Source organism: Streptomyces sp. NPDC003035, from assembly GCF_042888285.1.
Classification (GTDB): Bacteria; Actinomycetota; Actinomycetes; order Streptomycetales; family Streptomycetaceae; genus Streptomyces.
Genome location: NZ_JBIAPJ010000008.1, coordinates 53,469 through 70,140, shown reverse-complemented (window position 1 = coordinate 70,140; position 16,672 = coordinate 53,469). Strand labels below are relative to the sequence as shown.

At 73.7% G+C, this 16,672-nt stretch carries 14 protein-coding genes and 1 riboswitch; of the genes, 3 read left to right on the top strand and 11 right to left on the bottom strand.

Going from position 1 to position 16,672, the window contains the following annotated elements:
* Positions 1-29: 29 nt before the first annotated feature.
* Positions 30-1,595 (bottom strand): Rv2231c family pyridoxal phosphate-dependent protein CobC, encoded by a 1,566-nt coding sequence (gene cobC / locus ACFYV5_RS25055; protein WP_389172099.1) that lies wholly within the window; start codon positions 1,593-1,595, stop codon positions 30-32.
* Complete coding sequence (locus ACFYV5_RS25050) at positions 1,592-2,785, bottom strand: precorrin-6Y C5,15-methyltransferase (decarboxylating) subunit CbiT (RefSeq protein ID WP_389172097.1); 1,194 nt, start codon at positions 2,783-2,785, stop codon at positions 1,592-1,594. Before ACFYV5_RS25050 ends, cobC begins: the two co-directional genes overlap by 4 nt.
* 68 nt (positions 2,786-2,853) lie before the next feature.
* Between ACFYV5_RS25050 and ACFYV5_RS25045 the strand changes: the two genes are divergently transcribed.
* Positions 2,854-3,582, top strand: a complete 729-nt coding sequence (locus tag ACFYV5_RS25045) for a ZIP family metal transporter (protein ID WP_355111462.1) — start codon at positions 2,854-2,856, stop codon at positions 3,580-3,582.
* A 2-nt stretch (positions 3,583-3,584) separates the two neighbouring features.
* Here ACFYV5_RS25045 and ACFYV5_RS25040 read toward each other — a convergent pair whose 3' ends face one another.
* The 7 genes from ACFYV5_RS25040 to ACFYV5_RS25010 form a co-directional block, all read right to left on the bottom strand.
* Positions 3,585-4,991 (bottom strand): cobyrinate a,c-diamide synthase, encoded by a 1,407-nt coding sequence (locus tag ACFYV5_RS25040; protein ID WP_389172095.1) that lies wholly within the window; start codon positions 4,989-4,991, stop codon positions 3,585-3,587.
* A complete protein-coding gene (gene cobO / locus ACFYV5_RS25035) occupies positions 4,985-5,593 on the bottom strand; it encodes a cob(I)yrinic acid a,c-diamide adenosyltransferase (protein ID WP_389172093.1) in 609 nt (202 codons plus the stop codon). Before cobO ends, ACFYV5_RS25040 begins: the two co-directional genes overlap by 7 nt.
* Positions 5,593-7,614 carry a putative cobaltochelatase gene (locus tag ACFYV5_RS25030; RefSeq protein ID WP_389172091.1) on the bottom strand — a complete coding sequence of 674 codons (2,022 nt, stop codon included), beginning with the start codon at positions 7,612-7,614 and terminating at the stop codon, positions 5,593-5,595. The genes cobO and ACFYV5_RS25030 overlap by 1 nt, the downstream gene beginning before the upstream one ends.
* 46 nt (positions 7,615-7,660) lie before the next feature.
* Positions 7,661-9,178, bottom strand: coding sequence for a cobyric acid synthase (locus tag ACFYV5_RS25025; RefSeq protein WP_389172089.1), 1,518 nt, complete (start codon positions 9,176-9,178; stop codon positions 7,661-7,663).
* Positions 9,175-10,137, bottom strand: coding sequence for a cobalamin biosynthesis protein (locus ACFYV5_RS25020; RefSeq protein WP_389172087.1), 963 nt, complete (start codon positions 10,135-10,137; stop codon positions 9,175-9,177). Before ACFYV5_RS25020 ends, ACFYV5_RS25025 begins: the two co-directional genes overlap by 4 nt.
* A gap of 31 nt (positions 10,138-10,168) precedes the next feature.
* Positions 10,169-10,313, bottom strand: a riboswitch (cobalamin riboswitch).
* A gap of 136 nt (positions 10,314-10,449) precedes the next feature.
* Positions 10,450-10,671: a hypothetical protein gene (locus tag ACFYV5_RS25015; RefSeq protein WP_158986071.1), complete on the bottom strand. Its 222-nt coding sequence runs from the start codon at positions 10,669-10,671 to the stop codon at positions 10,450-10,452.
* Positions 10,672-10,684: 13 nt separating this feature from the next.
* Positions 10,685-11,941, bottom strand: a complete 1,257-nt coding sequence (locus tag ACFYV5_RS25010; RefSeq protein WP_355111472.1) for an inorganic phosphate transporter — start codon at positions 11,939-11,941, stop codon at positions 10,685-10,687.
* A 371-nt stretch (positions 11,942-12,312) separates the two neighbouring features.
* Between ACFYV5_RS25010 and ACFYV5_RS25005 the strand changes: the two genes are divergently transcribed.
* Both ACFYV5_RS25005 and ACFYV5_RS25000 read left to right on the top strand, forming a co-directional pair.
* A complete protein-coding gene (locus ACFYV5_RS25005) occupies positions 12,313-13,440 on the top strand; it encodes an alpha/beta hydrolase (RefSeq protein WP_389172085.1) in 1,128 nt (375 codons plus the stop codon).
* 77 nt (positions 13,441-13,517) lie between these two features.
* The gene (locus ACFYV5_RS25000) at positions 13,518-15,035 is read left to right on the top strand and encodes a hypothetical protein (RefSeq protein ID WP_389172083.1); all 1,518 of its coding nucleotides are present in this window, start codon (positions 13,518-13,520) and stop codon (positions 15,033-15,035) included.
* A gap of 7 nt (positions 15,036-15,042) precedes the next feature.
* On the opposite strand, the gene ACFYV5_RS24995 is transcribed toward ACFYV5_RS25000, so the two are convergent.
* Together ACFYV5_RS24995 and ACFYV5_RS24990 are read right to left on the bottom strand one after the other, a co-directional pair.
* Positions 15,043-15,444 (bottom strand): VOC family protein, encoded by a 402-nt coding sequence (locus tag ACFYV5_RS24995; RefSeq protein WP_355111477.1) that lies wholly within the window; start codon positions 15,442-15,444, stop codon positions 15,043-15,045.
* Positions 15,445-15,533: 89 nt separating this feature from the next.
* The gene (locus tag ACFYV5_RS24990) at positions 15,534-16,424 is read right to left on the bottom strand and encodes a neutral zinc metallopeptidase (RefSeq protein WP_389172081.1); all 891 of its coding nucleotides are present in this window, start codon (positions 16,422-16,424) and stop codon (positions 15,534-15,536) included.
* Positions 16,425-16,672 lie beyond the last annotated feature (248 nt).

Below are 16,672 nucleotides of genomic sequence, written 5' to 3'. Positions count from 1 at the left end.
ACGACTACCGCCCTCGGCCTCCCGGCCGATCAACAGCCCCTGATCAGGAGGGCCTGGTCCAGGGCCTGCAGGAAGCGGTTCGTCGTGACCCGGTCCCGAACCGCCAGTCGGAGCCAGTTCCTGTCCAGACCCGGGAACGTGTCCCCGCGCCGCGCCGCGAAGCCCAGCGCCCGCAGCCGATCCCGCACCTCGTCCGCCCGCTCGATCCGGATCAGGACGAACGGCCCCTCGGCCGCCTCGACCGCCCGGACCTCGTCGAACTCCGCGAGCCCCGCCAGCAGATGCGCCCGCTCCACCCCGATCCGGTGCGCCGCGTGCTCCGCCTCCGCGAGCGCCGCGCGGGACATGCACGCCTCCGCCGCCACCAGCGCCGGCGTGGACACCGGCCACAGCGGCTGCGCCCCGGTGAGGGCCTCGATCGTCTCCGGCTGCGCGAGGACGTAGCCGATCCGCAGGCCGGCGAGACCCCAGGTCTTCGTCAGGCTCCGCAGCACGACCAGGCCCGGAACGTCCGTCCGCCCGGCCAGCGACTCCCGCTCGCCCGGCACCGCGTCCATGAACGCCTCGTCCACCACCAGCGTCCGGCCGGGGCGCGCGAGCGAGGCGAGCGTCTCCGCCGGGTGCAGCACCGACGTCGGGTTCGTCGGGTTCCCGATCACGACCAGGTCCGCGTCCTCCGGAACGGCCGCCGGATCGAGCCGGAAGCCGTCCTCCTCACGCAGCAGTACCCGGCCGACCTCGTGTCCGGCGTCCCGCAGCGCCGCCTCGGGCTCGGTGAACTGCGGGTGCACCACCACCGGTCGCCGCGTCGGAAGCGCCCGCGCGAGCAGGACGAACGCCTCCGCCGCCCCGGCCGTGAGCAGCACCCGTCCGGCCGGCAGGTCGTGCCGCTCGGCGACGGCGGCCCGCGCCACCCGCCCGTCGGGGTAGTGCGCCAAACTGGTGAGCGAGTCCGCGATCCGCTCGCGCAGCCATTCCGGCGGCGTGTTCGTCCGGACGTTGACCGCGAGGTCGATCAGCTTCTCGTCCCGTACCTCCGCGTCACCGTGGTGCCGCAGATCGTGGACGTCTGTGTGCGCGTGGATATCCATGGCCGCCGTCGGGTGGTGAGTGGGGGGTGTACGGGGCTCCGTCTGACCAGCGATGTACCCCTGTCCCTGGGGCAACAACCGTACGGCGGAGGCATCTTCGTTCGGACGAACGGGGAGAGACCGGGCGATAGCGCACGTCACGCGCCGCGTTTTCCGCTTCGGTACGAGAAGTTCGGCGCCCGGACCCGCCGCGAGCAGCGCAGCGGCCTCCGCCACCGACGCCGTCCCCGTCGCCGCCAGCGGAGCTACTGACGGATGCGGTACGGACACGGCGGCCAGCTCCTCGGCCCCATACGCCCGTAGGGGCACGCCGAGCCGCCCGGCCGCGGCAACGAGACCCGGCTCGGCCGCCCGCGCCTCCAGCGTGGCGAGTGCCGTCACGTGCGGGCCCGTGAGACCCGCCTCCCGCAGCGCCTCCGTGACCAGGGCGAGGACCTCGTCCACCGACACCCCCGAGCGCGCCCCGACGCCCACCGCCACCCCGTTCACCGCCGCCCCGCTCACCGCGTGCCCCAGACCAGGAACACGGGGGCCGCCGGAGCCATCGTCGAGGAACCGTCCGGCAGCGGGAGCAGTCGCTGGGAGTGCAGCAGCACCCCTTCGGCCGCGAACCCGCACGACTCCAGCGCCGTGCGGACCGGGGTCACCTGCTCCAGAGCCGTCACCGCCACCACCACCGCCCGCCGCGCCCGCCGGGCCGCCGTCAGCACGATCGACCTGAGCTCACGGCCACCGCCGCCGATGAACACCCCGTCCGGATCGGCCAGATGGGAGAGCACCGTCGGCGCCGCACCGTGCACCGCACGCACCTCCACACCGTGCGCGGCCGTGTTCGCGCGGATCCGCTCGACACCGGACGCCGTCTTCTCCACGGCGACCGCCGCCGCGCCGAGCCGGGCACACTCCACGGCCACCGCACCGCAGCCCGTCCCGATGTCCCAGACCAGGTCCCCGACCCGAGGCCCGAGCCGCGCGAGCGCCAGCGCCCGTGCCTCGTACGGCAGTACGGAACCGTCCTCCGCCCCGAACTCCCGGTCCGGCAGCGCCCATCGGCCCGGCCCCGACAACGGACCCGTCACCACCGGCGGCGGCCCTTCCGCCCGCGACTCGTCGAGGCACAGGACCAGGCTCACCCCCTCCCAGCTCCGGCACATCGCCTCTGCCGGCTCCACCCGCTCGAAGCGCTCCCGGAACGGATCGCCCAGCGCCGTGAACACCACCAGCGTCCGCGACTCCACCCGGTGCACCAGCTCCGCGCCCAGCTCCGCCGGGCCCACTCCGGGCCCGGGCAGCACGGCCACCTTCGGACGGGCCCGGCACACGTTCACGACCCGGGCCAGCGCGCTCCCGTACGCCTCCGCGCCGCGCACCTCCCTGCCGTCCACCACGAAGGCGTCGTCCCACGGCAGCCCGAGGCGCGCGAAAGCGAGCCCCACCGCCGTCGGTGCGGGCGACACCTCCAGTCCCGCGGGCCCGAGGCGCTTCTCCAACGTGCGTACCGGCCCGAAGAATCCGGGATCTCCCAGCACCCGCACGACCACCCGCGCCCCGCCCCCGTCCCCGGCCACGTGCTTCTCGATCAGGTCGAGTTCCGTGTCCGTCAACTCGTCGCCCCGCACGTCCACCACCAGTGCCGCCTCGCCCGGCCAGGAGCCCGCGTCGGCGCCCGCACCGCCACCGATCACCGTGATCACGCGACCAGCCTCCCCACACCGCCGCCTCTGATGTGCGCGGGACGCGCACGATCGGATAGCAAGGGCGCATGGCCGTTTTCGTCGCGCTCGGCGCGTTCCTCATGACGCTGTTCGGCGGCTGGACGGCGCAGCGCGTCACCGACCGACGCCACCTGGTCCTCGGCCTCGCCGGCGGGCTGATGCTCGGCGTGGTCGGACTCGATCTCCTGCCGGAGGCTCTGGAGGCCACGACCGCCACGGTCTTCGGCGTGCCGCAGGCCCTGCTCCTGTTCGTGGGTGGCTTCCTCCTCGCCCACGCCGTCGAACGACTGCTGGCCGTCCGTCAGGCCGCGCACGGCGTCGGTGCCGACGAAAGAGTGCCGCAGGTCGGACTCACGGCGGCGGCCGCCATGGTCGCCCACAGCCTCATGGACGGCATCGCGCTCGGCGCCGCCTTCCAGGTCGGCGGAGGAATGGGCGCCACCGTCGCGCTCGCCGTCATCACCCACGACTTCGCCGACGGATTCAACACGTACACGATCACCAGCCTGTACGGGAACGCCCGGCGCAAGGCGATCGCCATGCTCGTCGCGGACGCCCTCGCCCCGATCGTCGGCGCCGCGTCGACCCTGCTGTTCACCCTGCCGGAGGAACTGCTCGGCAGCTATCTCGGGTTCTTCGGAGGCGCCCTGCTCTACCTCGCCGCCGCCGAGATCCTCCCCGAGGCCCACCACGAACACCCCGCCCGCTCCACCCTGCTGTGCACGGTGGCGGGCGTGGCCTTCATCTGGCTCGTGGTGGGCGTCTCCGGCGGCTGATCTCACGCGGCGGGCCCGTTCCCACAGTGCTCCACGAACCGCACGGCCGCCTCCGGGGCACCCGCCCAGTGGGTGTGCACATAACTGGCGTGCACCCCCTGCTGTACGAAGCCCTCCACCCTCCGCTCCGGCTGACGCAGCCCCCAGGCCACCGCCGCGCCCGCGCCCGGCTCGATCACGGTCCGGTGGAACTCATGACCCCGCATCCGCGCCCCGGCCGCGGCCAGTGAACTGTCGTTCACCGCCACGGCGTCCCGGTACCCCAGGGTAAGGCGTGACGACATCCGCGCGTCGGCGTCCAGGACCCCGCACATCGGCGTCCCGTCGAGCGACCGGGCGAGGTACAGCAGCCCGGCACACTCGGCGGCGATCGGCGCACCGGAGGCGGCGAGCTCGGCGACGGCCTTGCGGAGGGGGTCGTTGGCGGACAGCTCGGAGCCGTACATCTCAGGAAAGCCACCCCCGATGACGAGCCCGGAGGTCCCTTCGGGAAGACGTTCGTCCCGCAGAGGATCGAACGTGACGACCTCGGCCCCGGCGGCGGTGAGCAGCTCAGCATGCTCGGCATACGAGAACGTGAACGCTGCGCCACCAGCTACAGCCACCACCGGCCTTGTTGTGGGCAACAGTTCCGCTGGGGCGGAACGGGTGGGCACAACCCGACCACCGGCGGTCAGTCGCTCGACGACCTCAGGTGTCCACGCCTCGGCGTGCAGTTCAGGCGCGCTGCGCGCGAGGGCCAGCAACCCCTCCAGGTCGCACCCTTGAAGAACCTGCTCCGCCTGCGCGGCCACCGCCTCCACGGCCTGGGCCTGCCGTTCGGCCACCGGCACCAGCCCCAGGTGCCGCGACGGCGTCGCAACCGCCGGCGCCCGCCGCAGCACGCCAAGCACCGGCACCCCCGACTCCCCGAGCGCCTCCCGCAGCAGATGCTCGTGCCGATCGGTCGCGACCTTGTTCAGGATCACCCCGCCGATCCGGACCTCCGGGTCCCACGACGCGAACCCGTGCACCAGCGCCGCCACCGACCGCGACTGCGACGACGCGTCCACGACCAGCACCACCGGCGCCTTGAGCAGCTTCGCCACCTGCGCCGTGGACGCCAGCTCGCCCTGATCGGCGGCACCGTCGTACAGGCCCATGACACCCTCGACGACCGCCAGGTCACAGCCCCGCGCCCCGTGCTCGAAGAGCGGCGCGATCAGACCCGTACCGCACATGTACGCGTCGAGGTTGCGGCCCGGCCGGCCGGTCGCCAGCGCGTGGTAGCCCGGGTCGATGTAGTCCGGGCCGACCTTGTGCGGGGAGACCGCCAGACCACGGCCGGCGAACGCGGCCATCAGGCCGGTCGCGACCGTGGTCTTGCCCGCGCCGGAGGACGGCGCGGCGATGACGAGACGTGCTACCACTCGATGCCCCGCTGGCCCTTCTGACCGGCGTCCATCGGATGCTTCACCTTCGACATGTCGGTGACGAGATCCGCGAAGTCGACCAGTTCCTGCGGCGCGTTGCGGCCGGTGATGACGACGTGCTGCTGCCCGGGGCGGTCGCGCAGCACCTCCACGACCTCCTTGGTGTCGATCCAGCCCCAGTGCAGCAGGTAGGCGAACTCGTCGAGGACGTAGAACCTGTACTTCTCCTCGGCGAGGTCCCGCTTGACCTGCTCCCAGCCCTCGCGCGCCTTGTCCTCGTGCGACTGCTCGCCCTCCGCGACCTCGCGCTGGATCCAGGACCAGCCCTCACCCATCTTGTTCCAGGTGACGGTCCCGCCCTTGCCGGTCTCGCCGAGCGCCTTGAGGGCGTTCTCCTCGCCGACCCGCCACTTGGCGGACTTGACGAACTGGAACACCCCGACCGGCCAGCCCTGGTTCCAGGCGCGCAGCGCCATGCCGAACGCGGCGGTCGACTTCCCCTTGCCGACGCCCGTGTGCACCATCACCAGCGCGCGGTTGCGGCGCTGGCGGGTGGTGAGACCGTCGTCGGGAACGACGGTCGGCTGTCCCTGCGGCATTAAGCGGCCCTCCTCGTGGCGTGCTCTGCTTGTACGTCTCTGACGAGCCCGGCGATCGAGTCGGCGCGCAGCTCGTCCAAGGTCACGGCGGTGCCGCCCAGTTCGCGGGCGAGGTTCCCGGCCAGCCCCAGTCGTACGGGCCCGGTCTCGCAGTCCACGACGACGGCCGCGGTGCCCTCGGAGGCGTGCAGCCGCGCCGCGCGGGCGGCGAGCGCCACGGGGTCCGCGCCGCCGCCGGTCGCCCGCCCGTCGGTCACGACGACGAGCAGGGGGCGGCGCGAGGGGTCGCGCAGCCGCTCGACGCGGAGCACGTCGTGGGCCTTGAGCAGCCCGGCCGACAGCGGCGTACGGCCGCCCGTCGGGAGCTGTTCCAACCGCGCGGCCGCCGCGTCCACGGACGAGGTCGGCGGCAGCGCCACCTCGGCGTCCCGGCCCCGGAAGGTGACCAGACCGACCTTGTCGCGTCGCTGGTAGGCGTCGAGGAGCAGGGAGAGTACGGCTCCCTTGACGGCGCTCATCCGCTGCCGGGCCGCCATCGACCCGGACGCGTCCACGGCGAAGAGCACCAGGTTCCCCTCGCGCCCCTCCCGGGTCGCCTGCCGCAGATCGTCCCGGCGCACCACGAGCCCGGGGCCGGACCGTCCGCGCGCCTTCTGGTGCGGGGCGGCGGCCTGCACGGTCGCCGTGAGGTGCAGCTTGGTCAGCGCGCCCCGGGGCCGTACGGCGCCGGTCGTCCTGCCGTGCTCGGTACGGGCCCGGGAGCGGCGCCCGGCCGCCCCCTCGCCGAGTCCGGGCACACTGAGCATCTTCGTACGGAAGGGCTCCGCGGCCTTGACGGCGGCCCGCTCACCGGCGCCTCCGGAGCCCTGCGGGGCGGGTGCCGGGGCGCTCTCCGGCGCCTCGGCGGACTCGGGCGCCGGACCGTCGGGCCCCTCGCCCTGCGGCGGAACGCCCCCGCCGCCACCGGGGCCCTCCGGACCCGGGTCCGGATCTTCGTCGCCCTCGCCTTCGCCCTTGAACCGCTCCAGGGTCTCGTCGAGCTTGTCCTCGTCGAGGCCGGGGGCGTCGAAGGGGTTCCGCCGCCTGCGGTGGGGGAGGGCGAGCAGCGCGGCCTGCCGTACGTCGTCGGAGGTGACGTCCGTCCGGCCCGCCCACGCGGCGAGCGCCGTCGCGGTGCGGGCCATCACGATGTCCGCGCGCATCCCGTCCACCTCGAACGCGGCGCAGGTCGCGGCGATCTGGAGCAGCGCGGCGTCACCGAGCACCACGCTCGGCAGCAGCTCGCGCGCGGCGACGATCCGGTCCCGCAGCGCGGTCTCCTCACCGGCCCAGCGGGCGGCGAAGGCGGCCGGGTCGTCGTCGAACGCGAGCCGCCGCCGCACGACCTCGACCCGCTGCTCGGGCTCGCGCGAGGCCGCGACCTCGACGGTGAGACCGAAGCGGTCCAGCAACTGCGGCCGCAGCTCGCCCTCTTCGGGGTTCATCGTGCCGACCAGCAGGAAGCGGGCCGCGTGCCGTACGGAGACGCCTTCGCGCTCGACGTACGAGGCGCCCATCGCGGCGGCGTCCAGGAGCAGGTCGATCAAGTGGTCATGGAGGAGGTTCACCTCGTCGACGTACAGAATCCCGCGGTGCGCGTCCGCGAGGAGCCCCGGCTCGAAGGCCTTCACGCCCTCCGCGAGCGCCCGTTCGATGTCCAGCGCGCCGACGAGCCGGTCCTCGGAGGCACCGACGGGCAGCTCGACCATCCGTGCGGCGCGCCCGCCGGCCGGGGCGGCCTCGTGCGGCCCGTCCGGGCACTGCGGATCGGGCGCGCCGGGGTCGCAGCTGAACCGGCAGCCGGTGACCACCGGCACCTCGGGCAGCAGGTCCGCCAACGCGCGTACGGCGGTCGACTTCGCGGTGCCCTTCTCGCCGCGCACGAGCACACCGCCCACGGCCGGGCTGACGGCGTTCAGCAGCAGCGCGAGCCGCAGGTCGTCCATGCCGACGACGGCGGTGAACGGATACCGGGTGCTCATCGGGCGGTCACTCCTTCAACTCGTTGGTGTGCGGCGGTCGTCGTGCTCACGGCGCACCCGGCGGCACGAACGGCAGCCCCGAGGGCGCGCCGTTCTCGATCAGCCGCAGCAGCGCGTCGGTGTCCGCGTGTTCCTCGATCAGGTCGCCGAGGCGGTCCAGCTGCTCCTCCCGGAGCGTGCCGAACGAGGTGTCGGGGGCAGGGACGAAGCGCCGTCCGGCCGCCGCCGCCACCTCGCGCAGGAACGCCCGGCGGAAGCCGTCGCTCTCCAGCGAGCCGTGCCAGTGGGTCCCCCACACCGCGCCGACCCGGCACCCGTCCAAGAAGCCTTCGCCGCCGAGGACCTCGGCGACGCCGTGGTGGATCTCGTACCCCTCCACCCGCTCACCGAGCGCCTCGCCGACCGGCCGGGCCAGGGTCTTCTCGACCGCGAAACGGACCCGCACCGGCAGCAGTCCGAGACCGTCCACCGCCCCGGCCTTCGACTCGACCTCGTCCTCGATGTGTTCGCCGAGGACCTGGAAGCCGCCGCAGATGCCGAGCACCGGCCGGCCCTCGGCCGCCCGCCGGGCCAGCGCGTCGGCCAGGCCACGCTCGCGCAGCCAGGCCAGCGCCTTGACCGTCCCCCGGGTCCCGGGCACGACCACCAGGTCCGCGTCGACGAGCTCCTCGGCCCGGTCCACGAACCGCACCACCACGCCCGGTTCGGCCGCCAGCGCGTCCACGTCGGTGAAGTTCGACATCAGCGGTACGGCGCACACCGCGACCCGCAGCACGTCCTCGCCGACCGGTGGCGCCACGACCGACTCGCGGACGGCGCCCCGCAGGGAGACCCGCAGGCCGTCCTCCTCGTCGATGCCGAGCCCGTGCGCGTACGGCAGGACACCGAACGTCCGGCGTCCGGTCAGGCCGAGCAGCATGTCCAGGCCCGGCTCGAGGAGCGTCACGTCGCCACGGAACTTGTTCACCAGATACCCGGCCACGAGCGACTGGTCCTCGGGGCTCAGCAGCGCCGTGGTCCCGAAGAACTGGGCGAAGACCCCGCCCCGGTCGATGTCCCCGACGACGAGCACCGGCAGCCGCGCGGCCCGCGCGATGCCCATGTTCACGATGTCCGTGCGCCGCAGATTGATCTCGGCCGGGCTGCCCGCGCCCTCGCAGATCACGGCGTCGTACGTGCCCCGCAGCTCCTCCAGGCACGCCAGCACGGGCTCGAAGAGCTCCTTCTGGCGCCCCCCGTGGTAGCCGCGCGCACTGAGTTCACCGACGGGCTTGCCCATCAGCACGACCTGGCTGGAGCGGTCGCTGCCCGGCTTCAGCAGTACGGGGTTCATCAGCGCGGTCGGCTCGACGCGCGCGGCCTGCGCCTGCATGGCCTGCGCCCGGCCGATCTCCGCGCCCTCCCGCGTCACGAAGGAGTTCAGGGACATGTTCTGGCCCTTGAACGGGGCGACCTTCACGCCCTGCCGGACCAGCCAGCGGCAGATGCCCGCCGTGACGACACTCTTGCCTGCGTCGGACGTGGTCCCCGCGACCAGCAGTCCGCCTCCGCGTCCGCCTCTCATGCACGCCTCCGCTTCATGGCCGTCACGGCCAGCCGTCCACCCACACACACCGCCAGCGTCAGCGCGGTCACCCGGCGCGACAGCCGTACCGCCCGCTCGATGTCCCCGACCTCCACGGCCCGGCCCTCCCCGTTCAGCACGGGCCGGTGCTCGACCCGCCCGCCGTACGAGAGCGTCCCCCCGAGCCGTACGCCGAGGGCCCCGGCGAACGCGGCCTCCACCGGGCCCGCGTTGGGGCTCGGGTGCTTGGCCGCATCGGCGCGCCAGGCCCGCAGGGCCCCTCGGGGATCGCCGCCCGCGACCGTCGCGAGCGCGGCGGTCAGCCGGGCGCCCGGCCAGCCGGCCACGTCGTCGAGCCGGGCCGAGGCCCAGCCGAAGCGGCGGTACGTCGGGGACTTGTGGCCGACCATCGCGTCGAGCGTGTTCACGGCCCGGAAGCCGAGCAGGCCCGGAACCCCCGCCACGGCTCCCCAGACCAGGGCGCCCACGACGGCGTCGGAGGTGTTCTCGGCGACGGACTCCACCACCGCGCGGGCCATCGCCGGACCGTCCAGGGTCTGCGGATCCCGCCCGACCAGATGCGGCAGCCGCTCGCGGGCCACCTCCAGGTCCCCGGCAGCCAGGGCGCCGCCGATCGCGCGGGCCTCCCGGCTCAGGGTCGTACCGCCGACGACGGCCCAGACAGAGGCGGCGGTCAGCGCGACGGAGGCGGCGGGACGGTCCCGTACGGCACGCGCGGCGAGGGCCCCGAGGGCCGCCGTACCGCCCGCGCAGACGGCCGTGTGCAGCGCGCCCCACCCGCGGTGGTCGCGCCGGAGAAGCTTCTCGACGGAGCCGGCGGCCCGTCCGAACACGGCGACGGGATGGCCGCGGCGGGGGTCGCCGAGGATCAGGTCCGCGGCCAGTCCGGCGGCGGCGCCGTACGCGAATACACCTGTGGCTGCTCTGCGGCCGGGCATGGCGCTGTGTCCTCACTCAGGGTCCGCGCCCTGGCTCGACGTGACCGGCGGCGAGAGTTCCTGGCTCCCGGGGATCGACTCCCCGGTCACAGTGGCGGGACCGCGCCGGATTCGCACCGGACTTCCTCTACTTGCCGCCGTATTGGCCCCGGAAGTCCACCACGCTGTGCGAACACCCGTCAACTCACCCTTGACCTGCGGTGAGACAGTGTGCGAAGCACCACACGAGGCCCGCGAACGACGGCGGCGAACGACGGACCGGGCGGGCCGCACCCGAAGGTGCGGCCCGCCCGGCCGTCGAAGCGTGTGGCGTCAGGCCACGATGAGAGAGATGCCGTACACGACGGCCGCCGCGCACAGCGCGAAGCAGGCGTACGCGCCGGTACGCGCCAGGGTGGCCGAGCCTCCCTGGGCGGCGGCCTGCTCCTGCTTGGAGAGGCCGACGATGCCGAGGGTGAAGAGGCCCACGAGGGCGACGGTCGCCACGAGGCTGACTCCGAAGACGGAGCCGAGAGCTGCCCAGTCGATCTTCATGTCGTTTCGTTCCTTACACCGCGGCAGAGGCGGCGGGGGCTGCCGGGTCCGCAGGGGCCGGCGAGGGGATGGTGGTCTTCAGGTCCTCGTCCGCGACGGCGGCGACGGAACCGGCCGGCGGCGGGGTGACGGCCGCCATGGCGGTGGTCACGACGCCCGCGGGCTCGGCCTCGACGTCGTTGACGTTGGTGTGGTCCACCACCTGGCGGCGGGAGACGAGCCAGATGGCGACGCAGGAGGCGACCAGGAAGGCCGCGACGGTGTAGACGCCCCAGTCGCCCTGGCGGGCGACGTACTCGGCTCCGGCTCCGACGAGGCCCGCGGCCGGAAGGGTCAGGCCCCAGGCGACGAACATCCGGGTGGCGGTCGACCAGCGGACGACACCGCCCTTGCGGCCCAGGCCCGCGCCCATGACGGCGCCGGAGCAGGAGTGCGTGGTCGAGAGGGAGAAGCCCAGGCTGGAGGAGGCGAGGATGACCGTGGCCGCGCTGGTCTGGGCGGCGAAGCCCTGCTGCGGCTGAAGGTCGGTGAGGCCCTTGCCCATCGTGCGGATGATGCGCCAGCCGCCGAGGTAGGTGCCGAGCGCGATCGCCACACCGGCGGAGACGATGACCCAGACGGGCGGGTTGGAGCCGGGGACGAGGACACCGCCGGCGACCAGGGCGAGGGTGATGATGCCCATCGTCTTCTGGGCGTCGTTGGTGCCGTGGGCCAGGGAGACGAGACCGGCGGAGGCGATCTGGCCGGCCCGGTAGCCCTTCTCGGTGGTCTTCTTGCCGGCGTTCCGGTCCAGGCGGTACGTCAGGCGGGCGGCGAGCATCGCGGCCAGGCCGGCGACCAGCGGGGCGGCGATCGCCGGGATGAGCACCTTGGTGACGACGACCCCGCCGTTGACACCACTGAGGCCGATCGAGGCGATGGTCGCGCCGATCAGGCCGCCCATCAGGGCGTGCGAGGAGCTGGACGGCAGGCCGACCAGCCAGGTCAGCAGGTTCCAGAGGATCGCGCCGACGAGCGCGGCGAGGATGACCTCGGGTTGGATGCCCTCCTCGTTGACGAGTCCCTTGGAGATCGTCTTGGCAACCTCCACCGACAGGAACGCACCGACCAGGTTCAGCACGGCGGACATGGCCACCGCCGTCTTGGGCTTGAGGGCACCGGTCGAGATGGTCGTCGCCATCGCGTTGGCGGTGTCGTGGAAACCGTTCGTGAAATCGAACACGAGAGCTGTCACGACCACAATCGCGAGCAGCAGCGTGATGTGTTCCATTTACCCAGGCAATCGTTCGACGTCAGTGGCTCGACGAACGTAGGCAACCTGAGTGAACGGAAGGTGAACTGGGTCGGGCTGTGTGGTGTCCCGATCCGGTGTCCTGAGATTCCGCTTAGTGCTCCCGATAGTGCTCCCGACGCGGTTCTGTCCACGATGTGGTCACCCCGCAACCACGGGTAAGCCGTGCCCTTACGGGACAGAAGCGACGCCCTTCACTTCCGTCCCTCCCGCCCGTGTCATCAGCCGGACGCCTCGCGACCCCTGTCAGCCGATCGGGGGACCCGTCGAGGAGATCCATGTCACTCGCGCGAGGCTTTCGGCGGGCCCGCCCGCTGGCATTCGGCCCCCGTCCTGCCGACACTGGGACGGTGCGCCCCGCTACAGCGACGGCAGCGGCCGTCACCACTCTGCTCGGTGTCGGCGCGGCCGCGGTCGCGGCCGGCCGGTACGCCAGTGACGCCGCCCTCAAGGCGTCGTCCGGACCGCCCCTCCCGGGCGACCCCCGGCTCACGGTGCACGCCACCGAGTCCGGCCGGGTCACCCTCACCCGCAGCCTCGCCTCCCTGCGCCCCGGTACGTACGGGATCGAGGGCCCCGGCGTCCACGCCGTCGTCGGACCCGTCCTCGACCGCGTCCCGCACACCGCGGACACCGTCGTCCGCCGCCTGGAACGGGTCGAGCTCGGCACCCTGGAGTCCGGCGCCAAGGTCCGGCTCACCCCCGAGCTGCACAGCGGCACCCCGCGCACCGCGCTGGGGATCGACCACGAGGACGTCGAGATCCCGGGCGAATTCGGCACCCTGCCGGCCTGGCTCGTCCCCGGCCCCCGTCCCACCTGGGTGATCGCCCTGCACGGCATGGGCACCACCCGCCGGCACCCCCTCAACCTCGTCCCCTTCCTCTCCCGACGGCAGATCCCCGTCCTCTGTGTGGCCTACCGCGGGGACGAGGGCGCGCCCCGCTGCCCGGACGGCCTCGGCCACCTCGGCGACTCCGCCTGGCGCGACGTCGACGCGGCCGTCCGCCACGCCGTCCGCAGGGGCGCCCAGGAGGTCGTCCTCTACGGCTGGGGGACCGGCGCCGCGATGGCGCTGCACGCCGCCGCCGACTCCGGCGTACGGGACGTGGTCCGCGGACTCGTCCTCGACTCCCCGGTCCTCGACCGGGAGGCCACCCTGCGCAACCTCGCCGCGGCCCGCCGCGTCCCCGGCCCGCTGATCCCGCTCGCGGTCCGCGCCGCGCAGGGCAGGACCGGCGGGCGCGGCGGCCTGCTCCGGGAGGTCGCCGACCCGGCCGCCCTGCGCGTGCCGACACTGGTCGTCCACGGCCCCGACGACACCATCGCCCCCTGGGAGCCGTCCCTCGACCTGGCCGCCCGCCGCCCGGAACTGGTCACCCTGCACACGGTCCGCGGTGCCCCGCACGCCTCCATGTGGAACGCCGACCCGGTGCGCTACGAAGAGGCCCTGCGCCGTTTCCTCACCCCCCTGCTCTGACCCCCCGTCCGGGGGCGTTCCACCGGCGCTCCCGATTCCGATTGGGCTTTCGGGCCGTCAGCGGGAAGACTGCCTCCGTGACGTCTCGAAAGCCTGATGAGCAAATGGCGCGCAACTCCAGACTCCGACTCGTCCGTCCGCGGGCACTCGCCACCGCCCGACGGGCCGTGACGACCCGGCGCACCCGGCCCGCGCCGCGGCCGCCGGAGGGCACTCCGCCCCGCGCGGAACTGGCCCGACAGGCACGGATCGTCCTCGCCGACGCCGTACGGATCGCCCGCTGGGCCGCCGTCGACCGCGGGGCCGAGCCCACCGCTCCGACCGGCCCCGAGCCCGTCGCTCCGACCACCCCCACGCCCGTCGCTCCGACCGCCCCCGAGGCGGGCATCGAGGCCGTCCCGGCCCAGGAACGCGCCGCTGTCGCACTGGGCCTGACGCCCGGCCAGATCCGGGCCGGCTGGGACCGGGCTCGGCTCGCCGGACTCGTCGAACTCCACGGCGGCACCGCTCGCCCCGGCTGGCGGCTGCGGGCCTGGGACCGCGACGACTCCGCCGTGCTGCGCGGCTGGGTCGCCCTGTTCGACGCCTGGTCGCTGGTGCACCCCGCTCCCGAGGACGTGCCGCCCAGCGCCGTGGCCGAGGTCGTCGAGGCCGTCCCCCAGGTGCTGTCCCTCCTCCAGCTCTCCGCCGGTCCCGTGCTCGTCCCCGCCCTTCTCGACCTGCTCCAGCAGCGGGTCGAGGAGCTGCGCGAGGAGCGCTGCGAGGTCCCCCTCCAGGGCGCGGCCACCGACGCCGCTCCGGCCGACCCCGGCGCCGACGGGCTCTCCGCCCTGCTCGACTGGGCCCTGGAGGGTCTCGCCGCCGTCGGCGCGCTGACCCTCGACGAAGGCCCCGAAGGCCCCGAAGGCCCCGAAGGCACTGAAGGCCGCGACGGTGCCGACGGCCGCCAGGCCACCCTCACGCCCCTCGGCAACTGGGCGGTCTGGGTCAAGCTGGAGCAGATCTGCGTCGCCGCCCAGAGCCCCGCCGGGAACATCGAGCAGTCCGCCGAGGACATGCTCCGCGGCTGCGCCCGCCTCACCCCCGGCCCGGCCCGCGACGAGTACCGCGCCTGGCTCGCCGCCCGCACGCTCTCCAGCGCGGTCACGGAACTCCTCGCCGTCGCCCGCGGCGAGGACGCCCTGCTGCGCGGTCTCGCCTTCGAGGCGCTCCGGGTCGTCGGAGCCCCCGCCGAGGCCGAGGTCCGGGCCGCCGCGAAGGAGACCTCGCTCCGTCCCTACGCCCTGCTCTGGCTCGCCGAGTACGACGGCGCCGACCCCGACGACGCCCCGGACGTGCTCACCCGCCAGGAGGCCACCTGGCTCTGGGTGGACACCGCCGCGGCCGTCGCCGACCACGGCGAGAGCGCGCTGCTCGTCCGCCATCTCGACTCCGCCGTGCAGGGCACCGTCCCCGCGCTCCTCGACGAGGTCCGGGCCGTCGGCCACCCCCGTACGGTCCAGGTCCTGGTGGCCCTCGCCGCCGCCCACCCCGACCCGGCCCTGGCCAAGGCCGTCCGCAGGGCGGCCTTCCAGGTCCACACCGGGGGAGCGTGAGCGGCCGCTACTCCGCGCCGCCCGGCAGATACGTCCCGAAGCTCCAGATGTTCCCCTCGGCGTCCCGGGCCATGTAGTCCCGCGAGCCGTAGTCCTGGTCCGTCGGCGGCATGAGGATCTCGATGCCGTGCTCCACCGCCCTCGTGTGGTGTGCGTCCACGTCGTCCACGTGGACGTACACCCCGGCGGGCCCGGACCCCTCCATCAGCTTGTCGAACTCGCTGCCCGTCCCCTTGCTGCCGAGCATCACCATGCCGTTCCCGTACGACAGCTCGGCGTGCGCGACCTTGCCGTCCTCGCCCTCGTACACCGCGGTGCGGGTGAAGCCGAACGCCTCCGTGAGCTGTTTGATCGCGGCGTGGGCGTCGTCATAGGTCAGGGTCGGACAGATGTGGGGTGCTTCAGCCATCCCGATCACTCCTTATCGCCTGATGGGCCTGAAACCTCGGAATGTGACCTGGGTCTCAGTCTGGCATGTGGCACCGACAACGAGCCGCGTCAGCGGAAGGTGTTGCACCGCGCCATGTCGCCCGTCGTGAAGCCGGTACGGAACCACTGCTGGCGCTGCGCGGCGGAGCCGTGCGTCCAGTTCTCCGGTGTCACCCGGCCCTGGAACTTCTCCTGGATCCGGTCGTCGCCCACCGCGGCCGCCGCGTCCAGACCGTCGCGGATGTCGGCGTCCGTCAGGCTCGTCAGCAGCGGACGCCCCGACTTCTCGTCCGGCGTCGTCGTCGCGTGGCGCGCCCAGACCCCGGCGTAGCAGTCCGCCTGCAGCTCCACCCGTACGGCGTTGGATTCCGCGCCCGTCCGCCCGTCCTGGGAGCGGGCCAGGGTCCCCATCATGTTCTGCACGTGATGGCCGTACTCGTGCGCCACCACGTACGCCTGCGCGAACGGGCCGCCGCTCGAGCCGAACGTGGTCCGCAGCTCGTCGAAGAAGCCGAGGTCGAGATAGACCTGCCGGTCCCCGGGGCAGTAGAACGGCCCGACCGCCGAGGTGGCCGAGCCGCAGGCGGTGGAGACCCGCTGGGAGAACATCACCGTGCGCGCGTCCCCGTACCGGCCGCCCCGGCGCTCGTACTCCGCCCGCCAGAAGTCCTGCACGCTGTTGACGACGGCCACGATGCGGCAGTCCTCGCGGGTGTTCGCGTCCGCGCCGGTCCGGCAGGTCCGCTCGACCTGGGCCAGTGAGGAGGAGGTCGGCACCGGCTCCGGGTCGCCGGAGGAGAGCCCGAGCTGCTCGGGACCCACCCCGAACAGCATCCCCAGGATCAGGGCGATGAGGCCGACGATTCCGCCGCCGACGGTGGCCTTCCCGCCGGGGATGCGGCTGCCGCGGACGTCCCGTACCTCCGAGGTGTCCAGGTTGGCGTCGTCGTCGAACCGCATGGGGCACCACCTCCGCCGTCTCTGCCGCGGCAGTGGCCGCCGCCCTGCGCCCGAGTATCGGCGAATCGGTCAGGGCTCGCCCCTTTTGCCGGTCATGGGCGGGACGCGCGGGGATGTGGCGGGACGCGCGGGGCGCGGTGCCGGCGCCTCCGGCCCTTCGGGCATGGCCGAAAAGCAGTTGCAGGGGCCCGTTAGACTGGCCGCATGGCCATTCTCCTCGTGCACTAGCGGCGTCGATCCGCCCAAGA